General features: G+C 71.4%; 18 protein-coding genes. 3 read left to right on the forward strand and 15 right to left on the reverse strand.

Annotated features, from left to right (window positions below; all coding sequences use genetic code 11):
* Window positions 1-87: 87 nt before the first annotated feature.
* The 5 genes from ACVUH9_RS11170 to ACVUH9_RS11190 form a co-directional block, all read right to left on the reverse strand.
* The gene (locus ACVUH9_RS11170) at window positions 88-2,526 is read right to left on the reverse strand and encodes a choice-of-anchor J domain-containing protein (protein WP_475756857.1); all 2,439 of its coding nucleotides are present in this window, start codon (window positions 2,524-2,526) and stop codon (window positions 88-90) included.
* 193 nt (window positions 2,527-2,719) lie between these two features.
* On the reverse strand, window positions 2,720-3,784 hold the full coding sequence (gene nadA / locus ACVUH9_RS11175; RefSeq protein WP_475756965.1) for a quinolinate synthase NadA: 1,065 nt from the start codon (window positions 3,782-3,784) through the stop codon (window positions 2,720-2,722).
* Window positions 3,785-3,798: 14 nt separating this feature from the next.
* The gene (nadC, locus tag ACVUH9_RS11180; RefSeq protein ID WP_475756858.1) at window positions 3,799-4,656 is read right to left on the reverse strand and encodes a carboxylating nicotinate-nucleotide diphosphorylase; all 858 of its coding nucleotides are present in this window, start codon (window positions 4,654-4,656) and stop codon (window positions 3,799-3,801) included.
* A 100-nt stretch (window positions 4,657-4,756) separates the two neighbouring features.
* Window positions 4,757-5,290 (reverse strand): hypothetical protein, encoded by a 534-nt coding sequence (locus ACVUH9_RS11185; protein ID WP_475756860.1) that lies wholly within the window; start codon window positions 5,288-5,290, stop codon window positions 4,757-4,759.
* A gap of 200 nt (window positions 5,291-5,490) precedes the next feature.
* Window positions 5,491-6,666: an acyl-CoA dehydrogenase family protein gene (locus ACVUH9_RS11190; RefSeq protein ID WP_475756861.1), complete on the reverse strand. Its 1,176-nt coding sequence runs from the start codon at window positions 6,664-6,666 to the stop codon at window positions 5,491-5,493.
* Between the two features lie 187 nt (window positions 6,667-6,853).
* Between ACVUH9_RS11190 and ACVUH9_RS11195 the strand changes: the two genes are divergently transcribed.
* Complete coding sequence (locus ACVUH9_RS11195; RefSeq protein ID WP_475756863.1) at window positions 6,854-8,521, forward strand: hypothetical protein; 1,668 nt, start codon at window positions 6,854-6,856, stop codon at window positions 8,519-8,521.
* A gap of 76 nt (window positions 8,522-8,597) precedes the next feature.
* Here the strand turns inward: ACVUH9_RS11195 and prfB are convergent, their stop codons facing one another.
* The 5 genes from prfB to ACVUH9_RS11220 form a co-directional block, all read right to left on the reverse strand.
* Window positions 8,598-9,725 carry a peptide chain release factor 2 gene (gene prfB / locus ACVUH9_RS11200; RefSeq protein WP_475756865.1) on the reverse strand — a complete coding sequence of 376 codons (1,128 nt, stop codon included), beginning with the start codon at window positions 9,723-9,725 and terminating at the stop codon, window positions 8,598-8,600.
* Window positions 9,726-9,777: 52 nt separating this feature from the next.
* Window positions 9,778-10,395, reverse strand: a complete 618-nt coding sequence (locus ACVUH9_RS11205; protein ID WP_475756867.1) for a GNAT family N-acetyltransferase — start codon at window positions 10,393-10,395, stop codon at window positions 9,778-9,780.
* A 63-nt stretch (window positions 10,396-10,458) separates the two neighbouring features.
* The gene (secA, locus tag ACVUH9_RS11210) at window positions 10,459-13,299 is read right to left on the reverse strand and encodes a preprotein translocase subunit SecA (RefSeq protein ID WP_475756868.1); all 2,841 of its coding nucleotides are present in this window, start codon (window positions 13,297-13,299) and stop codon (window positions 10,459-10,461) included.
* Window positions 13,300-13,616: 317 nt separating this feature from the next.
* Window positions 13,617-13,991 (reverse strand): ribosome hibernation-promoting factor, HPF/YfiA family, encoded by a 375-nt coding sequence (gene hpf, locus ACVUH9_RS11215; RefSeq protein ID WP_475756870.1) that lies wholly within the window; start codon window positions 13,989-13,991, stop codon window positions 13,617-13,619.
* Window positions 13,992-14,142: 151 nt separating this feature from the next.
* Entirely contained in the window at window positions 14,143-14,514 is a 372-nt protein-coding gene (locus tag ACVUH9_RS11220; RefSeq protein WP_475756872.1) for a co-chaperone GroES, read from the reverse strand.
* A gap of 145 nt (window positions 14,515-14,659) precedes the next feature.
* Here ACVUH9_RS11220 and ACVUH9_RS11225 point away from each other — a divergent pair, with 145 nt between their 5' ends.
* Window positions 14,660-15,985 carry a cytochrome P450 gene (locus ACVUH9_RS11225; protein WP_475756873.1) on the forward strand — a complete coding sequence of 442 codons (1,326 nt, stop codon included), beginning with the start codon at window positions 14,660-14,662 and terminating at the stop codon, window positions 15,983-15,985.
* Window positions 15,986-15,995: 10 nt separating this feature from the next.
* On the opposite strand, the gene ACVUH9_RS11230 is transcribed toward ACVUH9_RS11225, so the two are convergent.
* Entirely contained in the window at window positions 15,996-16,676 is a 681-nt protein-coding gene (locus tag ACVUH9_RS11230; protein WP_475756875.1) for a ComF family protein, read from the reverse strand.
* 62 nt (window positions 16,677-16,738) lie between these two features.
* Here ACVUH9_RS11230 and ACVUH9_RS11235 point away from each other — a divergent pair, with 62 nt between their 5' ends.
* Window positions 16,739-17,635 carry a cytochrome c oxidase assembly protein gene (locus ACVUH9_RS11235; RefSeq protein ID WP_475756877.1) on the forward strand — a complete coding sequence of 299 codons (897 nt, stop codon included), beginning with the start codon at window positions 16,739-16,741 and terminating at the stop codon, window positions 17,633-17,635.
* A gap of 167 nt (window positions 17,636-17,802) precedes the next feature.
* Here the strand turns inward: ACVUH9_RS11235 and ACVUH9_RS11240 are convergent, their stop codons facing one another.
* The 4 genes from ACVUH9_RS11240 to ACVUH9_RS11255 form a co-directional block, all read right to left on the reverse strand.
* Entirely contained in the window at window positions 17,803-18,810 is a 1,008-nt protein-coding gene (locus ACVUH9_RS11240) for a nucleotidyltransferase family protein (protein ID WP_475756879.1), read from the reverse strand.
* A gap of 101 nt (window positions 18,811-18,911) precedes the next feature.
* Window positions 18,912-19,973, reverse strand: a complete 1,062-nt coding sequence (locus ACVUH9_RS11245) for a bifunctional phosphoglucose/phosphomannose isomerase (protein ID WP_475756881.1) — start codon at window positions 19,971-19,973, stop codon at window positions 18,912-18,914.
* A 39-nt stretch (window positions 19,974-20,012) separates the two neighbouring features.
* A complete protein-coding gene (locus ACVUH9_RS11250; RefSeq protein ID WP_475756883.1) occupies window positions 20,013-21,116 on the reverse strand; it encodes a nucleotidyltransferase family protein in 1,104 nt (367 codons plus the stop codon).
* Window positions 21,117-21,135: 19 nt separating this feature from the next.
* On the reverse strand, window positions 21,136-22,485 hold the full coding sequence (locus ACVUH9_RS11255) for a UDP-glucose dehydrogenase family protein (RefSeq protein ID WP_475756885.1): 1,350 nt from the start codon (window positions 22,483-22,485) through the stop codon (window positions 21,136-21,138).
* Window positions 22,486-22,674: the final 189 nt, after the last annotated feature.

The following is a 22,674-nucleotide window of genomic DNA, read 5'->3' on the forward strand; positions in this document are numbered from 1 at the left end:
TGCCTCGGTCCTCAGCCGCCGCCGGACCCCTAGGGCACGACCCGCCACGGTCCGGTGGCGCAATCGGCCGCCGGACCGCCGCCGGGACTAGGGCACGACCCGGAAGCCGACCCGGCTGGTCGGCGAGCGCTGGCCCGCCGCGTCGGTCGCGTAGACCGTCAGGCGGTAGCGCCCGATCGGCAGCGCGCGACCGTTCAGCCGAGCCCGGAACATCGCCCGGTAGTCGCCCGCCGCCGCCCGGCGGGTGAACGCGCCGTCCAGCGACCGGTACTCGACGCAGGCGCGGCCCGTGCCGGAGCTCCGACCGATCCGGCAGCGTCCCCCCACGGTCCGGCCCTCGTCGACCCGCTGGACCACGAACGTCAACGTCGCGGGCGCCGAGAGCCTCAGCGTCACGCTGCTCGCCCGCCGCTCGCCGGCCGCGACCCGCGGCACGGCCGTGACCGTCGAGCCGTCGCCAGACGGCGCCAGCCGGGTCCACGACAGCGCCAGCCCCTCGAGCTTCGGAGCCGGGCCGCGGTCGGCGACCGGCGGAGCAGGCGCCGGGCGGGTCGACTCGACCGGCGGCACGGCGACGACGAGCTCGCGGACCGCGGGCGTCGGATCGGCATTGCCGACCGCGTCGACCGCGCGGACCTCGAAGCGGTAGCTGCCGTCAGCCAGCCCGGCGAAGCTGCGGCCGCCGGCCGGGCAGCTCGCGAAGGTCTCCGCGTTGGGGCTCCCGACCAGCCGGCACTCGAACCCCTCGACGTCAGCCGTCGGCGTCCCGGCGTAGGCGAACGCCGCGTCGCGAACGACGATCGTGCCGGACGGGCCGGCGGCGATCTCGGTCTCCGGGGCCGTCGTGTCGACCGTGAAGTCGCGACCGGCCGGCGTCGGATCGGCGTTGCCGACCGCATCGACCGCGCGGACCTCGAAGCGGTGATCGCCGTCGGCCAGCTCCGTCAAGGTCGTCTCGTCGTCCGCGCAGGCCGCGAAGGCCGCGTCGTCGACCCGGCACTCGAGATGGTCGACCTCATCGGCCGGCGTCCCGCGGTGGCCGAACGTCGCCTCGTCCCGGGCGATCGGTCCCTCCGGCCCCGACGTGATCTCGGTGTCCGGGGCCGTGGTGTCGACCGTGAAGTCGCGACCGGCCGGCGTCGGATCGGCGTTGCCGACCGCATCGACCGCCCGCACCTCGAAGCGATGCTCACCGTCGGCGAGCTCCGCGAGCGTCGTCTCGCCGTCCGCGCAGGCCGCGAAGGCCGCGTCGTCGACCCGGCACTCGAACCGGTCGACGTCGGCGGTCGGCGCCCCCGCGTAGGCGAAGGTCGGCGTGGTGTCGTCCGTCGTGCCGCTCGGCCCCGACGTGATCTCCGTGTCCGGGGCCGTGGTGTCGACCGTGAAGTCGCGACCGGCCGGCGTCGGATCGGCGTTGCCGACCGCATCGACCGCCCGCACCTCGAAGCGGTGAGCGCCGTCGCTCAGCCCGGAGAACGACGTGCCCGCGTCGGGGCAGGTCGCGAAGACGGCGTCGTCGATCCGGCACTCGAAGCGGGCGACCTCGGCCGTCGGCGTCCCGGCGTAGGTGAACGTCGCGTCCGCGGACGCGACCGTCCCGCTCGGCCCCGAGCTGAGCTGCGTGTCCGGCGGTGTCGTGTCGACCGTGAACTGGCGAGTGGCCGGCGTCGGGTCGAGGTTGTCGCCGTGGCTGACCGCGCGGACCTCGAAGCTGTAGTCGCCGTCGGCGAGGCCGGTGTAGCTCTTGGTGGGCCCCGGGCAGTCGGCGAAGGTCGCCGGGCTCGCACCGACCAGCCGGCACTCGTAGCCCTTGATCCCCGGTGCCGGGGTACCCGAGAAGCCGAACGTGGCGTTGCTCGATGCGACCGCTCCGGTCGGTCCCGAGCCGATCGTGGTCTCCGGGATCACGTCGTCGGGCTCATCGCTGAGGGCGATCGTGTCGATCCCGATGTAGTCGCTGAAGCTGGCGCTCGGCCCGGCCGACGTCACGTGGTAGCGGAAGGCGAAGCAGCCGCTGGCCGGCGCCATCGGCGCCAGGGTGCCCGAGAACCTCGTCCAGCTGAACGGATAGCCGGTGGTCGTCAGGGTCGGGTTGATCTCCTGGAGCACGGTCGTGAAGTCGCCGACGCTGCCGGGCCCCGTCCCCGGGGAGCAGGAGCCGTTGGTCGACAGGCGGACCTCGAGCCGGTCCGGGTAGATCGTGCCCACACCCGGAACACGGGTGTAGAACGACCACGCGTCGCCACTGGTGAGGTCGGACTGGAGCGGGGTGATCAGCCAGTTGCTGATCGTGCCCGTCCCCCCGGTGGTGTTGTTGAAGTTCGCCGTGATGTAGGCGTCGTTCGCACCCTCGTGGGCGTTGAACGGACCGGTGGGCGGCGGCACGCCGCGCGACCAGCCGGTGCTGCCGAGCGGCGCGCTGTTGTTGACCCCCGACCAGCCGGTCGGGACGATCCCGACGTCGAAGTTCTCGGTCAGGGTCCCCGCCGTCGCCGTGGTGGCCGTCAGCGCCAGCGACGCGGCCACCACCAGTCCTAGAGCCCCCCACCGCCCCCGGGATGGACGTTCGCGGAAGCAAGCACCATGCGCCATGGCGGCGAGTTATAGCGGGGTCGACCACCTTCCCCGGCCACCCCGCTCCCGCCCTACGACACCTGTCTACCGCAAACACCGCGGCGCCTCGTGCGGGCCGCACCCCCACACACGCGCCGCGTACCCGCTACTCGCCCCCGAGCGGCGCGTTCGCGTCGCGGCCGATCGAGATCATCCGCTCGATCGGCAGCTGGGCCCGCTGGGCGATCTCCTCGGGGACCTTGACCACGCCGGTCCCGTCGCGCAGGCAGTCCCGGACCTTCTCCAGCGTGATCATCTTCATGTAGCCGCAGGAGGCGTCGACGTTCGCGGGGATGAAGTCGACCTCCGGCGCGGCCATCCGCAGCGGGTGCAGCATCCCGGTCTCGGTCGCCACGATCGCGGTCCGGCGACCCGACGCCGGAACCGGCTTGGCCGCCTCGGCCTCGGCGAAGTCGAGCATCCCGCCGGTCGAGAGCATGTGGACGCCGGAGGAGTCGATGTCGCCCGAGGCGACGTACTCCATCGCCTGGGTCGAGCAGCCGCACTCGGGGTGGATCAGGAACTCGGCGTCGGGGTGCTCGCCGCGGACGCGGTCGATGTCCGACGGGCGGATCCCCGCGTGGACGTGGCACTCCCCGTCCCAGACGTGGAAGCTGCCCTCGCGGTGGGGCACCTGCTTGGCCACGTAGGAGCCGAGGAACATGTCCGGCCCGAACAGGATCTCGGTCTCGGGCCCGTGCTCGCGGTAGATCTCCTGGACCACGGGGACCGCGTTGGACGAGGTCACGCAGTAGTCGGTCAGGGCCTTGACGTCCGCCGTCGTGTTGACGTACATCACCGTGATCGCGCCGGGGTGCTTGGCCTGCCACTCGCGCAGCTGGTCGGCGGTGATCGAGTCGGCCAGCGAGCAGCCGGCGTCGACGTCCGGGATCTGGACGGTCTTCTCCGGGCTCAGCACCGACGCCGACTCGGCCATGAAGTGCACGCCGCAGAAGACGATCACCCGGGCGTCGGTCTTCGCGGCCTCGATCGAGAGGCCGAGCGAGTCGCCGACGACGTCGGCGACGCCCTGGATCTCCGGCAGCTGGTAGTTGTGGGCCAGGATGACCGCGTCCTTGGCGGCCGCGAGGGCGCGGATCTCCTCGTGCAGCGCGCGAAGCTCGTCCGCGGGCAGCGGGGGAACGCCGGCCCGGACGGGATCGTCGGCCATCGGCAACGGGGTGGTCACGAGAGCGACTCCAGAATCAACGACAGGTCCAGCACGGGCGCAGAATGGGTGAGCGCACCGGCCGAGATGAAGTCTACGCCGGTCGCCGCGATCTCCCCGATCGTCTCCAGCGAGACGTTGCCCGAGGCCTCCAGCGGCACCCGTCCGGCCGACAGCGCGACGGCGGCCCGCAGCTGGTCGAGGGTCATGTTGTCGAGCAGGATCCGGAAGCGCTCGATGCCCGCACCGGCCTCGAGCGCGGCGGCGACCTCGTCGAGGTCCTGGCACTCGACCTCGAGCGGCAGGTCGGGACGGTGGGCGTGGGCGGCCGCCACGGCCACCGCCACGCCGCCGGCCATCTCGGCGTGGTTCTCCTTGATCAGGATCTGGTCGAAGAGCCCGATCCGGTGGTTCGCGCCGCCACCGGTGACCACGGCCTGCTTCTCGAGCAGCCGCATCCCCGGGGTCGTCTTGCGGGTGTCGAGCACGACCGCACGGGTGCCCGCGACGGCGTCGACGTAGCGCCGGGTCATCGTCGCCACGCCGGAGAGCCGGCCGAGGATGTTCAGGGCGGTCCGCTCGGCGGCCACGATCGAGCGCGCGGAGCCCTCGATCTCCAGCACCGGCCCGGCGTCGCGCCACGGGCCCTGCTCGGTCGGGTCGGTGACCAGCAGCGTCGGGTCGACGGTCTCGAAGACGCGGATCGCGGCGTTCAGCCCGGCGATCACGCCCGGCGCCTTCTGGGTGATGATCGCGCGGGCGCGCAGGCCCTCCGGCACGGTCGCCTGGGCGGTCACGTCACCGTCGCCGAGGTCTTCGGCGAGCGCACGGGCGATCAGGTCGTCGAGCGCGGCCTGGGGATCGAGGACGGTCATCACCACCAAGGATAGGACGGCGCCGCACCAGCCGGTCGTTGACGGGGGGACCGACCCGACGGTCGGCCGGGGCCGGCCAGGCCCCTCCCGCTCCCTCGGCCTAGATTCCGGGAATGGCGATCGGAGACAGGGACTCGTACGACAGGACCCCCGACGCCGGAATCAGCTGCGGAGGGCATCCGGTCGCCTGGTAGGACAACCCCGTGACGTTCAGGCCGACGTTGCCCAGCAGGTAGGAGATGCCTCCCGACGAGGTCTGGGGTCCCTCGACGACCACGTCACACCCAACCGCCGGAAACCGAACGGTGAGTCGACTACCAAACGGAATCACCAGATTGCCCGCGGTCGCCGAGGTCAGTGAGATCTGAAACGGAAGTCCGGAGGCGAATACCGAGGCGGCGAGCCCGAGAGGCCCGATGCACGTGCTGACCACCGGAACGAACGGACTCACACCCGAACCGTTTGCATCCCCGTTGTACGTCGCAGCCGAACAGTTCACCACGCCGCCGGTCGCGATCGTGAACTTGTGCATGCCCGCCGGGGCGCTATACGGCACCGCACCAGCCGAGGACACGGTGATCCCGAAACCCGCCAACGCCACGACAGCGACTGACAAAGAACGCTTCAAAGACATACGACATTCCGTTCATTTGAATCTTGCTCTACACGAATCGAGCAGACCAGATCAAGCGAACGCTGTCAAGCACCAGGGAGGCCTCGAAGAGTCACGACACTCTCGAAGCACCTCCCATTCCAACACTCACCGCAGACACCCCAAACCGACCGACCGCGACCGCCGGAACGATGCCCGGACGACTCGCCGCCGCACGACGGCTAGAGCCCCATCGTCTTGGCGATGATGTTGCGCTGGATGTCGTTGGTGCCGCCGAACGTGCAGGCGACCATCGACTGGGTGATCTGACGCGAGACGTTGTACTCGGTCGCGTAGCCGTAGCCGCCGTGGATCTTGAACGCGGCGTTGACGGTCCGCTCGGCGGTCTCCGTCGCCCAGACCTTGGCCATCGAGGCCTCACGCGGGAACAGCGCCGTCGGATTGCGGTCGACGTCGGCGGCGACCTTGTAGACCAGCAGCCGCGCCAGCTCGACCTCGGTCGCCATATCCGCCAGCCGGTGCTGCTGGACCTGGAAGCTGCCGATCGGACGGCCGAACTGCCTGCGGTCCTTGGCGTACTGGAGCGCCTCCCCCAGCGCTTGCTCGGCCTGCCCCAACGCGAGCGCAGCGATGATCAGCCGCTCGACGTTGAGCCCCGCCATCAGCTGCGCCCAGCCGTTGCCCGGCTCGCCGAGGACCGCATCGTCGGTCACGAAGACGTCGTCGAGGTAGACGTAGTTGACCTCGCGGTGGCCGCTGATCGTGTCGATCCCGTCGATCCGCACGCCCTCGGCCTCGCGGTCGACCCAGATCATGCAGAGCCCCTCGTGCTTCGCGGTGACCGGGACCCCGCCCACTCCCGTCGTTGCGGCGTCACGGCAGACGATCAGGATCCGGTCCGCGATGTGCGCGTTGGAGATCCAGACCTTGACGCCGTTGAGGACCCAGCCGCCGTCGACCCGCTTGGCCGAGGTGGTCAGCGAGGCGACGTCGGAGCCGGATTCGGGCTCGGACATCGCGATCGCCTCGACCCCGCCGGCGGCGACGTTGCCGAGGATCAGGCGCTGCTGCTCGGGGCTCCCGAACTTCTGGGTCGCTCCCGCGACGATCAGGGAGACGGCGTAGGCCCCGATCGGCGCCAGGCTCCGCATCATCTCCTCGAGCAGGATCATCTCCTCGACGACGCCGGCCCCACCGCCGCCGAGCTCGTCAGCGACGCTCGGCGCCAGCAGCCCGGCCGCGCCCAGCTTGCGGCTCAGCTCGTCGCTGTGGTGGACCGTGTGGCCCGCTGTCAGCCGCTCCAGCTGCTCCGCGCTGCCGACCTCGCGCTGGAACGTGTCGCGCAGCGCGTCCCGGTAGGCCTGCTGCTCGTCGGTGAAGCTGAAGTCGATGGCCATGCGGGCTCCGGTCCGGAACGGCCAGCCCCGGAGGCTCGCCGAAGTACCCCGGGAAGATTACTGGCTGGCTAGCCAGCCGGATCCACGACGTGCGCGATGCGATCGTACGGCGCACGCTTCCGAGCCGGCGTCAGAACCGCCCGAACGGGGACGCCATACGCTCGGACGCGGCCGATATACCCTGAGGATGCGTACCCTGACGTGCTCCCCCCACGGTCGTTCCAGGCCCCCGCGAACGCTCCCGATAGCGCTGGCGCTCGCCTCGCTCCTCGCGCTCGGCACCCCCGCCGGCGCGAACGCGGCCAAGAGCTCCACGCCGGCAGCACAGCCCTCGGTGCTCTACGCCTGCGTGACCGGCTCCTACCGGACGCTGAACATGTCGACCAAGCAGGCGCGGTGCCCAAGCGGCCAGCTCAAGGTCGCCTGGAACACCCGCGGCCTGCGCGGGAAGAACGGGGCGACCGGCCCCAACGGCGGGAAGGGCCCGGTCGGCCCCGTAGGCGCGGCCGGTCCTGTTGGCGCGACGGGTCCTGTCGGCGCCGCGGGTGAGAAGGGCCCGATCGGACCGGAGGGTCCCGTCGGACCGATCGGGCCCCAGGGCGACGCCGGATCGCCGGACACCGCAGCGCAGATCCTGGCGAAGCTCAAGACCGTCGACGGCGTCGGCTCCGGCCTCGACGCCGACCTCTTCGGCGGCCAGCCGTTCTCCGCCTTCCAGCAGCGCGTCACCGGCACCTGCGCCGCCGGCACCTACGTGCGAGCGATCGGCGCCGACGGCACGGTGACCTGCGGCACCGACGCCGACTCGCCGGTGCCTGTCCCGCTCAACCTGACCCAGAGCGGAGACACCGACGGCGTGCTCACCGCCTCGATCACCAACTCCGGCAGCGGTGCCCGCGCGATCGACGTCAACAACGCCGGCGCCGGTCCCGGCATCTTCGTCAACGCCAGGGGCAACGGCGTCTGGGCGGCCGGTCCGACCGTCTCGAGCGCGGCCGTGATCGGCGACTCGAGCACGGGCGAAGCCGTGGTCGCCCGTCAGAACGGGGCGGTCTGCGAGAGGAACATCGGCAAGTGCAACGGGCTGGGCGCGCTCGTCGGCCGCCACGACGGCGAGGGTGGCTTCGGCGTCCGTGGGTTCGTGACCGATCCGAACGGCGGGATCGGCGTGATCGGCCAGGCCGGGATCAGCGGCGGCACCGGCACCGGCGTCCGCGGCGAGAACGTCAACGCCGCCAACAGCGGCAACGCCGTCGAGGGCGTGACGAACGGGACCGGGGCGGCGATCTTCGGCCAAGGCACCACGGCCGGCCGCTTCAACGGCAACGTCGTGATCAACGGCGACCTGACCGTCACCGGGGTCAAGTCCGGCTTCAAGATCGACGATCCGCGCGCCCCGAAGGCCCGGACCCTCACCCACACCCCGGTCGAGACCGACGAGCTGACCGTCGTCTACACGGGCAACGTCCGGACCGACGGCAGCGGCCGCGCGACCGTCGAGCTGCCCGACTACGCGACCACCCTCGCCGGGGACTGGCGCTACCAGCTGACCCCGGTCGGCCAGTTCGGCCAGGTGATCGTCGCCAAGGAGGTCGACGCCGACGGCCGCTTCGTGGTCCGCTCGGAGCGGCCCCGCACGAAGGTCTCGTGGTCGGTGACCGGCGTCCGCCACGACCCGCAGGCCAAGCGCGACGCGATCGTCCCCGTGACGGCGAAGACCAAGCAGGAGCAGCGACGCTACCTCGACCCGGCGCTCTACGGCGCGTCGAAGCGCCAGGCCGCGCAGCCGCCGGTCGCGCCGGCGACCTCCGAGGACGGCACGGTCGGCGGCCGCCAGGTGGCCTCGAGCAAGTAGCCCCGGCATCCGCGGGGAGGCCAACCGGCCTCCCCGTCAGCCGGGCCCCGAACCGCGCCGCGACCGTGACCGTGACTCAGTCCGCGGTCTGCGGCGCCGCTTCGCTCTGGCCCGCCTGCTGCAGCAGCCAGGCGCGGACGAACTCGTCGAGGTTGCCCTCGAGCACGAGCTGGACGTTGCCGGTCTCGACCCCGGTCCGCAGGTCCTTGACCATCGTGTAGGGGTTGAGCACGTAGGAGCGGATCTGGGAGCCCCAGCCGACGTCCTGCGACTCGCCCTTCTCCTTGGCGATCTCCTCGGCCCGCTCGCGCTCGGCCTGCTCGACGATCTTGCCGTAGAGCATCTTCATCGCCATCACCTTGTTGGCGGTCTGCGAACGCTCCTGCTGGCAGGCCACCACGAGGCCGGTCGGCAGGTGCGTCAGGCGCACGGCCGAGTCGGTCTTGTTGACGTGCTGCCCGCCGGCTCCGGAGGCGCGGTAGGTGTCGACGCGGAGGTCCTCGTCGCGGATCTCGATGTCCCCGATCTCCTCGACGACCGGGGCGACCTCGAGCCCGGCGAACGCCGTCTGACGGCGGCCCTGCGAGTCGTAGGGCGAGATCCGGACCAGCCGGTGGACGCCGCGCTCGGCGCCGAACAGACCGTAGGCGTGGTCCCCCGCGGCGCGGAAGGTCGCGGACTTGATCCCTGCCTGCTCACCGGCCGAGGCCTCGAGCAGGTCGACCTTGAAGCCGCGGCTCTCGGCCCACTTCATCTCCATCCGCAGGACCATCTCGGCCCAGTCCTGCGCGTCGGTGCCCCCGGCACCGGCGTTGATCGTGACCAGCGCATCGCCGGCGTCGTACTCGCCGGTGAACAGCCGCTCCTCCTCGAGCCCCGCCAGCCGCCGCTCGACCGAGTCGAGCAGCGTGACCAGCTCGGCGCCGAGGTCGTCGTCGTCCTCGGCCAGCTCGAGCAGCCCGTCGAGGTCGTCGAGGTCGGAAACGAGGCTGTCGTGGACCTGCAGCTTGCTGGTCGCCCGCGAGTGCTCGGCGTTGATCTTCGTCGCCGCCTCCTGGTCGTCCCAGAACCCGGACTTCGCCATCGCCTGTTCGAGCTCGGCGACGCGGGCCCGGAGCTCGTCCGGGCGCAGGTGCGGCTCGAGGTCGACGAACCGCTGACGGGCGGTGCTGATGCGTTCAGGAGCAGATTCGGGGACGGCCATTCCGACAGCGACGCTAGCAGCCGCGGGCGCTACGCCGAGGGCGGCCACCGCCTCAGCTGACGGAGATCCGCCCGCCGCCGAGCTCCGCCCGCCGCTCGGGGGCGCGCTCGGCCGCGACGTCGCTGCGCAGCAGGCCGTAGACCGCCACGTTCGGACGCCGCCCCCCGCCGAGGCGATCGATCACCGCACCCCGCAGGGTCCCCTCGTGGGCGAAGCCAGCCTTCTCCGCGGCCCGGCGGGAGGCGACGTTCTCCTCCCAGATCCGGAGCTCCGCCCGTTCCAGTCCGAGCGGCCCGAGCGCCCAGCGGGAGAGCAGCCGCAGCGCAGTGCTGGCCACGTCCTGCCCGCGGACCTCCGGCGTCACCCAGTAGCCGATCTCGCCGACCCGCTGGTGCCAGTCGAGGCTGACCACCCCGATCGCCCCGATCAGGAGTCCGGTCCGCGCATCGGCGATCGCCAGCTCGAGCGCCTCGCCCCCGCGCTCGCGGGCCCGCATCGCCGCGATCCAGCCGCGAGCGTCGGACTCCCGGTACGGCGACGGCACCCGCGTCCAGCGCTGGATGTCCGGATCCTGGCAGGCGATCGTGATCGCCGGCACGTCCGGCCCACGCAGCGCCCGCAGCATCACGCCGTCGGAACGCAGCGGGGGGCTCGGGGTACGAAGCGGCATACGTCCCCAGGATAGGCACCGCGCCGGGTGACGCCGCCACCCGGCGACGTCACCCCTCGGGGGCTACGCCCCGTGGCAGCGCTTGTACTTGCGGCCGGAGCCGCACCAGCAGAGGTCGTTGCGCCCCGGCTCGTTGCCGCTGACGGTCCGCTGCTGGACGGCCGGGGCCGCCTGCTCCTCGCCGTTGTCGTAGGCGGCCAGAGCGGCCGCGTCGACGTCGCCGGAAGCGACGGCCTCGAGGTTCGTCGGCTGCCCGTTGCCCCCGGAGTAGTTGAGCTGCTGCTGGCCGTTGCCGTTCCCACCCGCGGCCGGATCGAGACCCGGATCCTCGAGCTCGACCTCGACGTGGAAGACGAGCTTCGAGAAGTCGCCCCAGATCGAGGCCATCAGGTCCTGGAAGAGGTCGAAGGCCTCGTTCTTGTACGCGACGATCGGCTCGATCTGGGCGTACCCGCGGAGGTGGATGCCCTCGCGCAGGTAGTCCATGTCGTACAGGTGCTCGCGCCAGCGCTGGTCGATGATCGACAGCAGCAGGTAGCGCTCGACCTGACGCATCAGGTCGTCGCCGAGCTCGGTCTCGCGCACGTCGTAGGCCGCGATCGCGTCCTCGTGCAGCCGCCGGTGCAGGACCTCGCGGTCGATCTGGTCGGGATCGAGCTCGTCGCGATCGAGCGAGACCGGCCAGATCTCGCCGAGCGCGTTGAACAGGGCGTCGGTGTCCCACCGCTCGAAGTCGTCGGCGGGCAGGTACTCGTCGAGCGCGCGGGAGATCACGTTGCCGATCTCCTCCTTCGCGTCGCCGCTCATGTCGCGACCCTCGAGGATCTGGTCGCGGTAGGCGTAGACGACGCGGCGCTGCTCGTTGATGACGTCGTCGTACTCGAGGACGCGCTTGCGGATCAGGAAGTTCCGCTCCTCGACGGTGCTCTGGGCCTTCTCGATCTGCTTGGTCAGCATCCCGGCCGAGATCGGCAGCTCGTTGCCGTCGTCGTCGGTCGACGGGAAGCGGTCGAGGATCTTGTAGATCCGGTCGCCCGCGAAGATCCGGACCAGGTCGTCCTGGGCCGAGAGGAAGAACCGCGACTCGCCGGGATCGCCCTGACGGCCGGCGCGACCGCGCAGCTGGTTGTCGATCCGGCGCGACTCGTGCCGCTCGGTGCCGGCGATGAACAGGCCGCCCGCCTCGAGCACGACCTCGCGGTCGTTCTCGCAGCGCTCACGGACCGCCGGCAGACGGGCCTCGAACTGCTCGTCGTAGCCCTCGTCCTCCGGGGTCAGGCCCTCCTGCCGCAGCTCCTTGCGCAGCAGGTGCTCCGGATCGCCGCCGAGCTTGATGTCGACGCCACGACCGGCCATGTTGGTCGCGATCGTGACCGCCCCGGGGCGGCCGGCCTCGGCGACGGTCTCGCCCTCGCTGGCCGCGTTCTCCGGCTTCGCGTTGAGGACGGTGTGCTTGATGCCGGCCTTCCGGAAGAGGCCCGAGAGCAGCTCGGAGACCTCGACCGAGACGGTCCCGACCAGGACCGGCTGCTGCTTGGCGTGGCGCTCGACGACCTCGCGGGTGACCGCGGCCCACTTGCCGTCCTTGGTCTTGAAGACATCGTCGTTGCGGTCGACGCGCTGGACCGTGCGGTTGGTCGGAACCGGATCCACGCCGAGCTTGTAGATCTTCATGAACTCGGTGGCCTCGGTCAGGGCCGTACCGGTCATGCCCGCAAGCTTCTTGTACATGCGGAAGTAGTTCTGGAGCGTGACGTTGGCGAGCGTCTGGTTCTCCTCCTGGATCGCCACGCCCTCCTTCGCCTCGACCGCCTGGTGCAGCCCCTCGGACCAGCGACGGCCCTCGAGGATCCGGCCGGTGTGCTCGTCGATGATCGCGACCTCGCCGTCGATCACGGCGTAGTCCTTGTCACGGAAGTAGAGCGCCTGCGCCTTCAACGACTGGTGCAGGTGGTTGACGAGGTGCCCGTTCTCCGCCCGGTAGAGGTGGTCGATGCCGAGGAACCGCTCGGCCTTCTCGACCCCGCGCTCGGAGACGGCGATCGTCTTGTGCTTCTCGTCGAACTCGAAGTCGAAGTCGGCGACGAACTCCTTCTTCGTCTTCGGGTCCATCCCCTCCGGCTTCTTGCCCGCGACCATCGTCTTGGCGAGCTTGGCGAAGGTGACGTAGAGGTCCGCGGCCTTCTCCGGCTGCCCGGAGATGATCAGCGGGGTCCGCGCCTCGTCGATCAGGATGTTGTCGACCTCGTCGACGATCGCGAAGTTGTGCATCGCGGTGACGCGACCGTCCTCGCCGATCCGGCCGCCGTGCTGGACCTTCTCCTCCATCGTCTGCGCCATGTTGTCGCGCAGGTAGTCGAAGCCGAACTCGGAGTTCGTGCCGTACGTGATGTCGGCGGCGTAGGCGGCGCGCTTCTCCTCGTACTCCTGCATGTTCTGCAGGACGCCGATCGAGAGACCGAGCGCGTTGTAGAGCCGCCCCATCCACTCGGCATCGCGCTTGGCGAGGTAGTCGTTGACCGTGACCAGGTGGACGCCCTTGCCCTCGAGCGCGTTCAGCGCGACGGCCAGCGTCGCGGTCAGGGTCTTGCCCTCGCCGGTCCGCATCTCGGCGATCGTCCCGTTGTGGAGGACCTGACCGCCGATCAGCTGGACGTCGAAGTGCCGCATGCCGAGGACGCGCTTGGACATCTCGCGCACGATCGCGAACGTCTCCGGAAGCAGGTCGTCGAGACTCCGCCCCTCGACCGCCTCCTCGCGCAGGCCCGCGAACCGCTCGCGCAGCTCCTCGTCCGAAGCCAGCTCCAGCTCGGGCTCGAAGTCGTTGATGCGCCCGAGGCGCTTCTCGTACTCGCGTAGCTTCTTGCCCTCGCCGATGCTCAGCGCGCGCGAAAGGATCCCCATCGGCTGAGCGTATCAATGGAATCCGCTCGCTCCACGGTTCCCTAGGAGCTTCTGGACGGCTGTTCGCACCACCGCCACGACCGAGGCCGTGGAGCCTCTCCCAGGCGGCTACGGAAGATCTAAAGACAGCCTGATCCTGGGATTAGGAAATCGGTCGTCCGGGACGGGCCCCCCAGCCCATCCCCGGCCCCGACCGCGGGCCGACCGCGGGCCGACTCCCCCAGAACGCGGTCGAGCCGCAGCTTGCGCCGCGGCTCGATCCACGAACTGCTTCGACGGACGCCGGGTCACCCCCGCGCCACGTCGACGAGTGCGGGTCAGGTGGCGGGCTCAGCCCCCGACGGCGGGGCGCCGCCCGCTCGCTGCGACTGCACGATCCGCCGGGCGTCCCGGCGGTGCCGGCGCTGGACCCGGTGACGCTTGACCTGGCGTGAGAGCTCTTCCTCGACGAGATGGATGGCGTGCTTCATGTCCCGGCTCGCATCGTGCGAACGGAGGGTCACGCCCTTCAGCCTGAGCGTCGCCGAGGCCGTGAACGGCTCGGCGATCGCCGGGTTCTTGGCTTCCGCGAGCTCGACTTCGAGCTCCGCGAACTCCGAGACCTGGGCATCGACCTTTCGGAAGCGGCGCGTGATGAACTCACGCACCTCCTCGGTGATCGGGACGTTGCGACCCTTCACATCGATCCGCATGGCGCTCCTTTTTGGGTGGGAATCCAGCGGTAGAGCGACCGTAACGCGAGCCCCGGACAAAAGCAAGGGGCGGCCGACATCCCCCCCACGCATCTGCTATGTACACATGTCAGGGGTCATCGCGCGGGGTTCGTGCTATACCCAACGTCGCTCAGCCGGTGCGACCGCAGACCGGGCAGGTGTCGCCCGCGACCGGCGCATCGGCGCAGGCCGGGCAGCTGTCGATCGACTCCAGCGCGCCGAGGATCTCTCCCACGCGGCAGACGAGCAAGCGCTCCTCCTCGACGTCGACCCAGGCCCCGGCGGCCGCCGGGAAGACGACGTGGTCTCCCGGCTTGACCGGCATCTGCACCCCCGCCTGCTGCCACCAGTCGAGCCCCGGCCCGACCCGCAGGACGATCCCGTGCTGGGGCGGGGGCTCGTGACTGCCGGGAGGAACCACCAGGCCCGAGCGTCGAACCCGGTCGGGCTCGAGCTCCTTGATCACGACACGGTCGAAGAGGGGGCGCAGCAGCTGCTTCATCGCGCCCCGCAAGGTAGCCGACCGCCGACCCGAACCTGCCCCGCACGCCGCCGAGCGACGTGGGACGATCGAACGCAGAATATCCCGTCCAACCAGACTTGACATGTAGTCTGACGCTATGTCGACATTCACGGGTCCAGAGCCGGTGTCGAACAATCCGCTCTGGCGGATCGTCGAGGACCTCCAGCGCGAACGGCGCCAGAGCGGCCCCTGGCCTCCCGGCCGGATGGCGCCCGATCCCCGCGCGACATGGCAGGTCGTCCGCAACCCGCTACCGCTGCTGCTCGAGGCGTACCGGCGCTACGGCCCGGTCTTCACCCTCCGGCTGCTGCACGAGCCGGTGATCTGGGCGATCGGCCCCGAGGCGACGCACCAGCTGCTGGTGACCAAGGCCGACGACCTGCACTGGCGCCACGGACACTTCGGCGACCTGATCCCCCTGCTCGGCGACGGGCTGCTGACCGTCGACGAGCAGTTCCACCGTCAATCGCGCCGGGCGATGCTCCCCGCCTTCCACCGGGAGCGGATCGCTGCCTCGACGGTCCTGATCGAGGAGGAGGCCGCCGCCGCGGTCGCCGCGCTCGTCCCCGGCGAGACGATCGACATCTACGCCTGGACCCGCCGGCTCGCGCTGCGGATCGCGCTCCGCGCCCTGTTCGGGATCGCTCCCGACCGCGACGGCCAGCGGGAGGTCGAGCTGGCCGAGGCGTTCGAGGCCAGCCTCGCGTTCTACTCGACCGACACCGTCCTCCAGCTGCTGCGCGGACCCGGCACGCCGTGGGCGCGGATGCAACGGGCCCGCCGCACGCTCGACCGGATCATCTACACCGAGATCGACGCCCGTCGCGGGCGCACCGACCACGGCGACGACCTGCTCGGGCTGCTGCTCGACAGCCGCGACGAGGAGGGCCTGGGCCTCAGCAACCGGCTCGTGCGCGACGAGGTCATGACCCTGCTCTTCGCCGGCCACGACACGACCACGGCGACCGTCTCGTTCCTCTTCCACGAGCTCTCGCTGCACCCCGAGGTGATCGACGACGACGGGATCGAGCGCCAGTGGCTGATCGACGAGGCGCTCCGCCTCTACCCGCCCGCGTGGGTGGGCCCGCGGCGGGCGGTCCGCGAGACCGAGCTCGACGAGCACCGGATCCCCGCCGGCGCGGCCGTCCACTACTCCTCGTGGGTCACGCACCGGTTGCCGGACGTCTGGGAGGAGCCCGACGCGTTCCGTCCGCACCGGTTCGCCCCCGAGGCGGCCAAGCGGATCCCGCGCGGCGCCTACGTCCCGTTCGGCGGCGGTCAGCGCAAGTGCATCGGGATGCGCTTCGGCCTGGCCGAGGTCGACGTGATCAGCCGGCTGCTGCTCGAGCGGTTCCGGCCCGAGCCGGTCCCCGACTTCGTCCTGCGGATCAACCAGGCCCCGACCCTGACCCCCCGCGACGGACTGCCGCTGCGGCTGGTCGCCCGCTGAGGCGGCCGGCTCAACGCAGGGTCCGCAGGCCGGTCAGGACCACCACCCGGCCGGCACCGGCCGCCCGCAGCGTCTCCGCCGCGGCCCGCAACGTCGCGCCGGTCGTGTGCACGTCGTCGACGAGCAGCACCGTCGACGGTGGGCGGGCGACGACCGTCGGCGCGACCACCGTCAGCCGTCCCGCCCGATCGCGGTGGTGCTGTGCCGCCCCGGACGCCCCGCGCACGAGCAGCCGGCGGACCTGCAGGCCCAGGCCGCGGCCGACCGCCTCGGCGATCAGCCGCGCGTGGTCCTCCCCACGCCGCCGTCGACGGACCGGGTCGGCGGCGACCGGCACGACCGCCTCGACCCCGTCCAGCAGGGCGCCTGGCGCGCGGGCGACCATCGCCGCCCCCAGCCAGCTCGCGACCCGACGCGCCGCCCGGTCCTTCCCCGCCAGTGCCAGCGCGCGGGCCGGGCCCTCGTAGGCGAGCGGCGCCCAGGCCGCCGCGAACGCCGCCCCACGGGCCGGACAGCGCCCCGCGCGACAGCGTTCGGGCAGCCCGCAGCGGGGGCAGCCGTCGACCGGCAGCCACGCCAGCCCCCGCCGGCAGCCGTCGCACAGGAGCGCGCCGCTGCGCGCCGGTTCGCGACAGTCGAGACAGCGGTCCGGAGCGACCGCGGCGGCGAGCAGGTCCGTGAGGCGGAGCACACACCGATGGTCCCGCAGCAGGGCGAGCCGAGAAAAGGGGCGGAATGCCAAACTTCGGTGTCGTGTCACCGCCGATTACGTGGAGCCTCGAACCTGCGCCGGTCGCCCTGGCGCTGATCCTGCTCGCGGTCTACGTACCGCGCTGGATCCGGGTCCGCCGCTCGAGCGACCGCGACCAGGCCCCGATCTGGCGCCTCTGCTCCTGGGTCGGCGGCACGCTGGTGCTGATCACGGCACAGGGCAATCCGATCGATGGCCTCGGCGACCACCTGCTGGTCATGCACATGGTCCAGCACCTGATGCTGCTGGACATCATGCCGCTGCTGCTGCTGTTCGGGCTCAACCGCGTGATCATGCGTCCGATCACCCGCCGGGTCCAGTACCTCGAGCAGCGGGTCGGGTTCCTGGCCAAGCCCTGGTTCGGCCTCGTCGGCTACACGCTCGGCATGTGGATCTGGCACATCCCGCCGCTCTACAACGCGGCGGCCCGCTCGGACTCGGTCCACCTGCTCGAGCACATGACCTTCACCGCGGTCGGCTTCCTCTACTGGTGGCACCTGCTGCGCCCGATCCCGGCCCGCGACCGGATGACCTCGATGGGCCCTGTCGCCTACATGGGGATCACCAAGGTCACCGTCGGCCTGCTCGGCATGGCCCTGACCTTCGCCCCCAAGGGCATGTACGCGTTCTACAACGACCAGCCGTCGTACTGGGGCCTGAGCCCGGTCGCCGACCAGGCGATGGCCGGCGCGTTGATGGCCACCGAGCAGGTCCTGATCATGGGCGTCGCCTTCGGCGTGCTGTTCATCCGCGGTCTCAAGGAGTCCGAGACCAAGGCCCGCCGCGAGGAGCGCCTGATGGACCGTGCCGCCGCCAGCGGCACCGAGCCGGGCACCCCGGAGTCGGACCCCGCCAAGCCCGCCACGCCGGTCCGTACCGCCGACCGGATGCGGATCTGAGCCACGGGACCCGCGGAGCGTCCGTCACCCGACGGACGCGCTGCGCTGGGGCCCAGCGGAGACGCTGCGGCCGGGCGCCGGCCGGCAGCGTGTCCGCCCATCGGGGACGCGCTCCGCGTCCCCGGCCCGGCGGCCCCTCGGGCGCCTCGGCCTAGTCCCTCGGGCGCCTAGGAGATCCGCGTCTCCGCCCGCGGGCGGAGCGCCGCGACGATCCCGGTCTGGCCGGTGATCGCCTCGATCAGGATCGTGCTCGGCTGGATCGTCGTCCCCGGCAGCACGATCGAGCGCTTGATCGCCGCGCCCTCGCCGACGGTCACGCCGTCACCGAGCACGAGCGGACCCTGCAGGCGGACGCCGGCGCCGATCGTCACGTTGCGACCGACCCAGACCGGCCCCTCGACCAGCTCGGCCGCGTCGAGCGACGAGCCCTCCCCGACCATGATCGCCTCGGGCCCCGCGTCCGGCAGGGCCTCGAGCGTGAGCGCACCGCTGAGCGCGTCGAAGGTGCCGTTGCGCAGCTCGTCGAGCGATCCGACGTCGTTCCAGTACTCGTCCAGCTCGTGGATGTGGAACGGGACGTCGTGCTCCAGCAGCCGCGGGAAGACGTCGTTGGCGAAGTCGACGAACGGCGTGTCCGGGAAGTAGTCGAAGATCTCCGGCGAGAAGATGTACATCCCGCAGTTGGCGAGGTCGGACAGCGCCTCGTCCGGGTGCGGCTTCTCCTGGAAGCCGGTGACCCGTCCCTCGTCGTCGTGCAGGACCACGCCGTACTCGCTGGTCGCCTCGACCTTGGTCACGCAGAGCGTCGCGATCCCGCCCGCGGCCTTGTGGCGCGCGACCAGGCGACCGACGTCGAGGTCGGTCAGCGCGTCGCCGGAGATCACCAGGAACGACTCATCGCCGAAGAACGCGCGGGCGTTGCGCACGCCTCCGGCGGTACCGAGCAGCTCGGCTTCCTCGACGTACGTCAGCTCGTCGCCGAAGTAGTCGCGGATCGTGTCCGGGAAGTAGTGCAGGTTGGCGACGATCCGGTCGACCCCGTGACGGTGCAGGAGGTCGATCGTGTGGGCCATTGCTGGCCGATCGAGCAGCGGCACCATCGGCTTGGGCAGCTCGAAGGTGAGCGGCCGCAAGCGGGTTCCGAGACCGGCGGCGAGGACCATGGCGGGCAACACGCGCGGAACGCTACCGCACGGCTGCGCGATCCCGCCCGCCGGAGCGAGCGGGAGCCGCGATCTCGGCCGGGAACGGGCGTTCGCCCGACCCCGGTCGGGACTCACACGTCTTCGGCGAGCCGCTCCTTGAGCCGCTCGATGACGTCGACCGGCGCCGGGTCGGTGCCCCGCAGGACCGCCATGTAGACCGAGACGAGGTCCCCGAGCAGCACCAGCGACAGGACCCGCTCGACGGCGGTCTCCCCGCGCGACTGGACGCGATGGACGCCCGCCGCCTGGTCCGCGATCAGCTCGACCGTCAGCTCGCCGCGGCGGGCCAGCCGCGGGTGCGCGTCGCAGTCCTCGAGCAGCACGGCCGAGAGCCGGCCGACGCTGGCGGCGCTGCCCCAGCCCACGATCTCGTTGTGGTTGATCTCCGGCAGCTCGCCCCAGAACGCCGGGACCTCGGCGTTCTCGTTGACCTGGCACTTCCAGCGGTAGGCGACCGGCGCGGTCAGGCCCATACCGGTGAAGACCGGGATCGTGCCGTGCAGGGCCCGCGCGAGGGTCTTGGCCTCGCCGTCGTCGGGGCCGCCCGGCCCCCACTCGCCGGCCAGCTTGTCGAGCGCGTCGGCGGCGACGTCCAGCTCGGCTCGCAGCGAGGGGCCGGCACCGCACGCGGCGGCCGTCTCCAGGACCGCGACGAGCATGTAGCCGACCGCAGCGCGGGGCTGCAGGCCACCGGCGACCGGGATCACGGGCACGCCCTCCTCGCGGGCGAGGCGACCGAGCTCCCCGCCGGAGGTCACCACGACCCGCCGGGCGCCGATCACGCCGGCCGCCTCGAAGCAGGCGAGGGTCTCCTCGGTGTTGCCGCTGTAGCTGGCGCAGAGGACCGTCGTGTCGTCGGTCGTCCACGGCGGCAGCTCGTAGCCCTTCGCCGACAGGATCGGCCGGCCGGCCTGGTCGGCGAGCGCCGCCCGGGCGAGGATCCCGCCGACGGCGGAACCGCCCATGCCGGCGACGACCAGCCCACCTGGGCTGTCCCACGACCCGAGGCCGGCCGACTCGGCCTTCCACATCGCGTCGCGCAGGTGGTCGCCGACCGCCAGCGTGTCGGCGACTTGATCGGTCGTGTCGACCGCGGCAACGGCGGCGACGTCCAGGTCAGGAAGCTCGGTCATCGTGATGGCTCTCGGGTCGGGACGGGAACGGGATGAAGCCTAGAATCGCACGGCACGGGCCGGGAGAACGACGCCAGGGGCGATCCGGATGCCCCCGGCCAGGGCGTTGTGCGCCCCGATGGTGGAGTGATCGCCGACCATCGAGGCCTCAGCCATGCTGGTGCCCTCGCCGATCGTGGCGTGGGCACCGACGACGCAGTCGCGCAGCCGGCAGCCGGCAGCGATCGTGGCGCCCTCGAGGACGACCGCGTTCTCGAGGATGACGTCCTCCGCGATCGTGACGGCGGGGCCGATCACGCTGCCCTGACCGACGGTGACGCGCGCGCCGATCGTGGCGTCGCGGTCGACCAGCGCGGTCCGGGCGACGACCGAGCCGGCCGCGACGGTCGCGGTCGGGTCGACCGAGCCGTGGGCCAGGCGATCCATGACGCGGGTCCGGACGCGGCCGGCGAGGATGTCGGCCGTGCCCTCGAGGTAGCGGTGCGGGGTCCCGATGTCCATCCAGTAGGCGCCACGGTGGACGCAGCCGGAGAGCCCGTCGCCGACCAGCCGCGGCCAGACCTCGCGCTCGATCGAGACCATCCGGTCCGGCGGGATCATGTCGAGCACCGAACGCTCGAGCACGTAGACCCCGGCGGAGATCAGGTCGGTGTCGATCTCGTCCGGGTTCGGCTTCTCGAGGAAGCCCTTGACCGAGCTGTCGCCGTTCAGCCGCACCAGGCCGTAGGAGCTCGGGTCCTCGACCGGCACCAGGCCCAGCGTCCCGGTCGCCCCGACGCGCTCGTGGAGCGCCATCTGGGCCGTCAGGTCGAGGTCGGTGAGGACGTCCCCGTTGAGCATCACGAAGCGGTCGTGGAGGTGCTCCTCGGCCAGCTTCAGGGCTCCTGCGGTACCGCGCGGCTCCGGCTCCTGGACCCAGGTCAGCCGGACCCCGAAGCGCGAGCCGTCGCCGAGCTCCTCGACCATCGCGTCGGCCAGGAAGCCGCAGCACATGATCACGTCGTCGATCCCGTGCGACGCGACCCACTCGAGCATGTAGGCCATGAACGGCCGATCGACGAGGGGGACGATCGGCTTTGGCCGGTTCGTGGTGAGGGGCTGCAGGCGCGTGCCCTGGCCCCCGACGAGAATGACTGCCTGCACCGGTGCTTCTCCGGCCGCCCTAGACCCCGGCGGGGGTCGGAGTCGGCATCAGGGCGGGTCGTCCGATGCCCTCGTAGCGGAAGCCGGCCGCGGCAGCCGCGGCCGCGTCGAGCGCGTTGCGGCCGTCGATCAGCACGTCTCCGGCCATGCCCTGGCGCAGCGCGCGCAGGTCGAGGTCCCGGAACTCCTGCCACTCGGTGACGAGGACGACGGCGTCGGCCCCCTGGACCGCCGCGATCGGATCGTCGGCGAGCTGCACGCCGCGCAGCATCGGCCGCGCGATCTCGGCCGAGATCGGGTCGTGGGCGACGACCGTCGCACCGGCGGCCTGGAGGCGCGCAGCGAGGACCAGCGAGCTGGCCTCGCGCATGTCGTCGGTGTTCGGCTTGAAGGCCAGGCCGAGCAGCGCGATCCGCTTGCCGACCAGCCCACCGAGGTGCTTCTCGAGCTTGCCGATCACGCGCCGCTTCTGCAGCTCGTTGACCTCGATCACCGAGTTCAGCAGCTGGAAGTGGTAGCCGGAGTTGCCGGCGAGCTGCTTGAGGGCGGTGACGTCCTTCGGGAAGCAGGAGCCCCCGAAGCCGATCCCGGCGTTGAGGAACTTCGGGCCGATCCGCTCGTCGAGGCCCATCCCGCGGGCGACCTCGATCACGTCGGCGCCGGTCTCCTCGCAGACGTTGGCGATCTCGTTGATGAACGAGATCTTGGTCGCCAGGAAGGCGTTCGAGGCGAGCTTGACCATCTCGGCCGAGGCGATGTCGGTCCGGACCAGCTGGCCGACGCCGCTGCCCCCCTCGTCGGGCACCAGCAGCGGGCGGTAGAGGTCGACGACCGCGTCGCCGGCCCAGTCGCCGTCGTCGCCGACGACCACGCGGTCGGGCCGCAGGAAGTCCGCGACCGCGGTGCCCTCCTTGAGGAACTCCGGGCAGGAGACGTAGCGGAAGCCGCCCTTGCCCTGCTCCTCGAAGATCCGCTTGGTGGAGACGCCGGTCCCGACCGGGACCGTCGACTTCATCACCAGCGCGTGACGGTCGGAGGCCGGCATCGACGCGATCACGGCGTGGACGGCCGACAGGTCGGCGTCCCCGGAGTAGGTCGGCGGGGTACCGACGGCGACGAACAGGATCCGGGCGCGCTCCAGCGCGACGGCGAGGTCGGTCGTGAAGGTCAGCCGGTCGCGGTTCTTCGCGACCAGCTCGGCCAGGCCGGGCTCGTAGATCGGGATCTCGCCACGCTCGAGCCGGGCGATCTTGTCGGCGTCGATGTCGACGCAGACCACATCGTTGCCGAGCTCGGCAAATCCGGCCGCCGTGACGAGTCCGACGTAGCCGGTCCCGATGACGCCGATGGGCTCTCGTGCTGCGGACATAAGAACGCGGAGGCTACAGGTCCCGGCGCGTGAACCGCCCCGCCACGGACAGAGAACCGTGTTTCGGAATCAGTGGTGGTCTGGGGTGGTCGTTCGAGCGAGCAGAGCGTGCCCCACTGCCCACCCACCCCGCAAGAGCCAGACTGATGGTCTGACCTAGGGCTCGGACACCGCTCCGGAGACGCCGCA

The organism is Patulibacter ginsengiterrae (genome assembly GCF_056269115.1).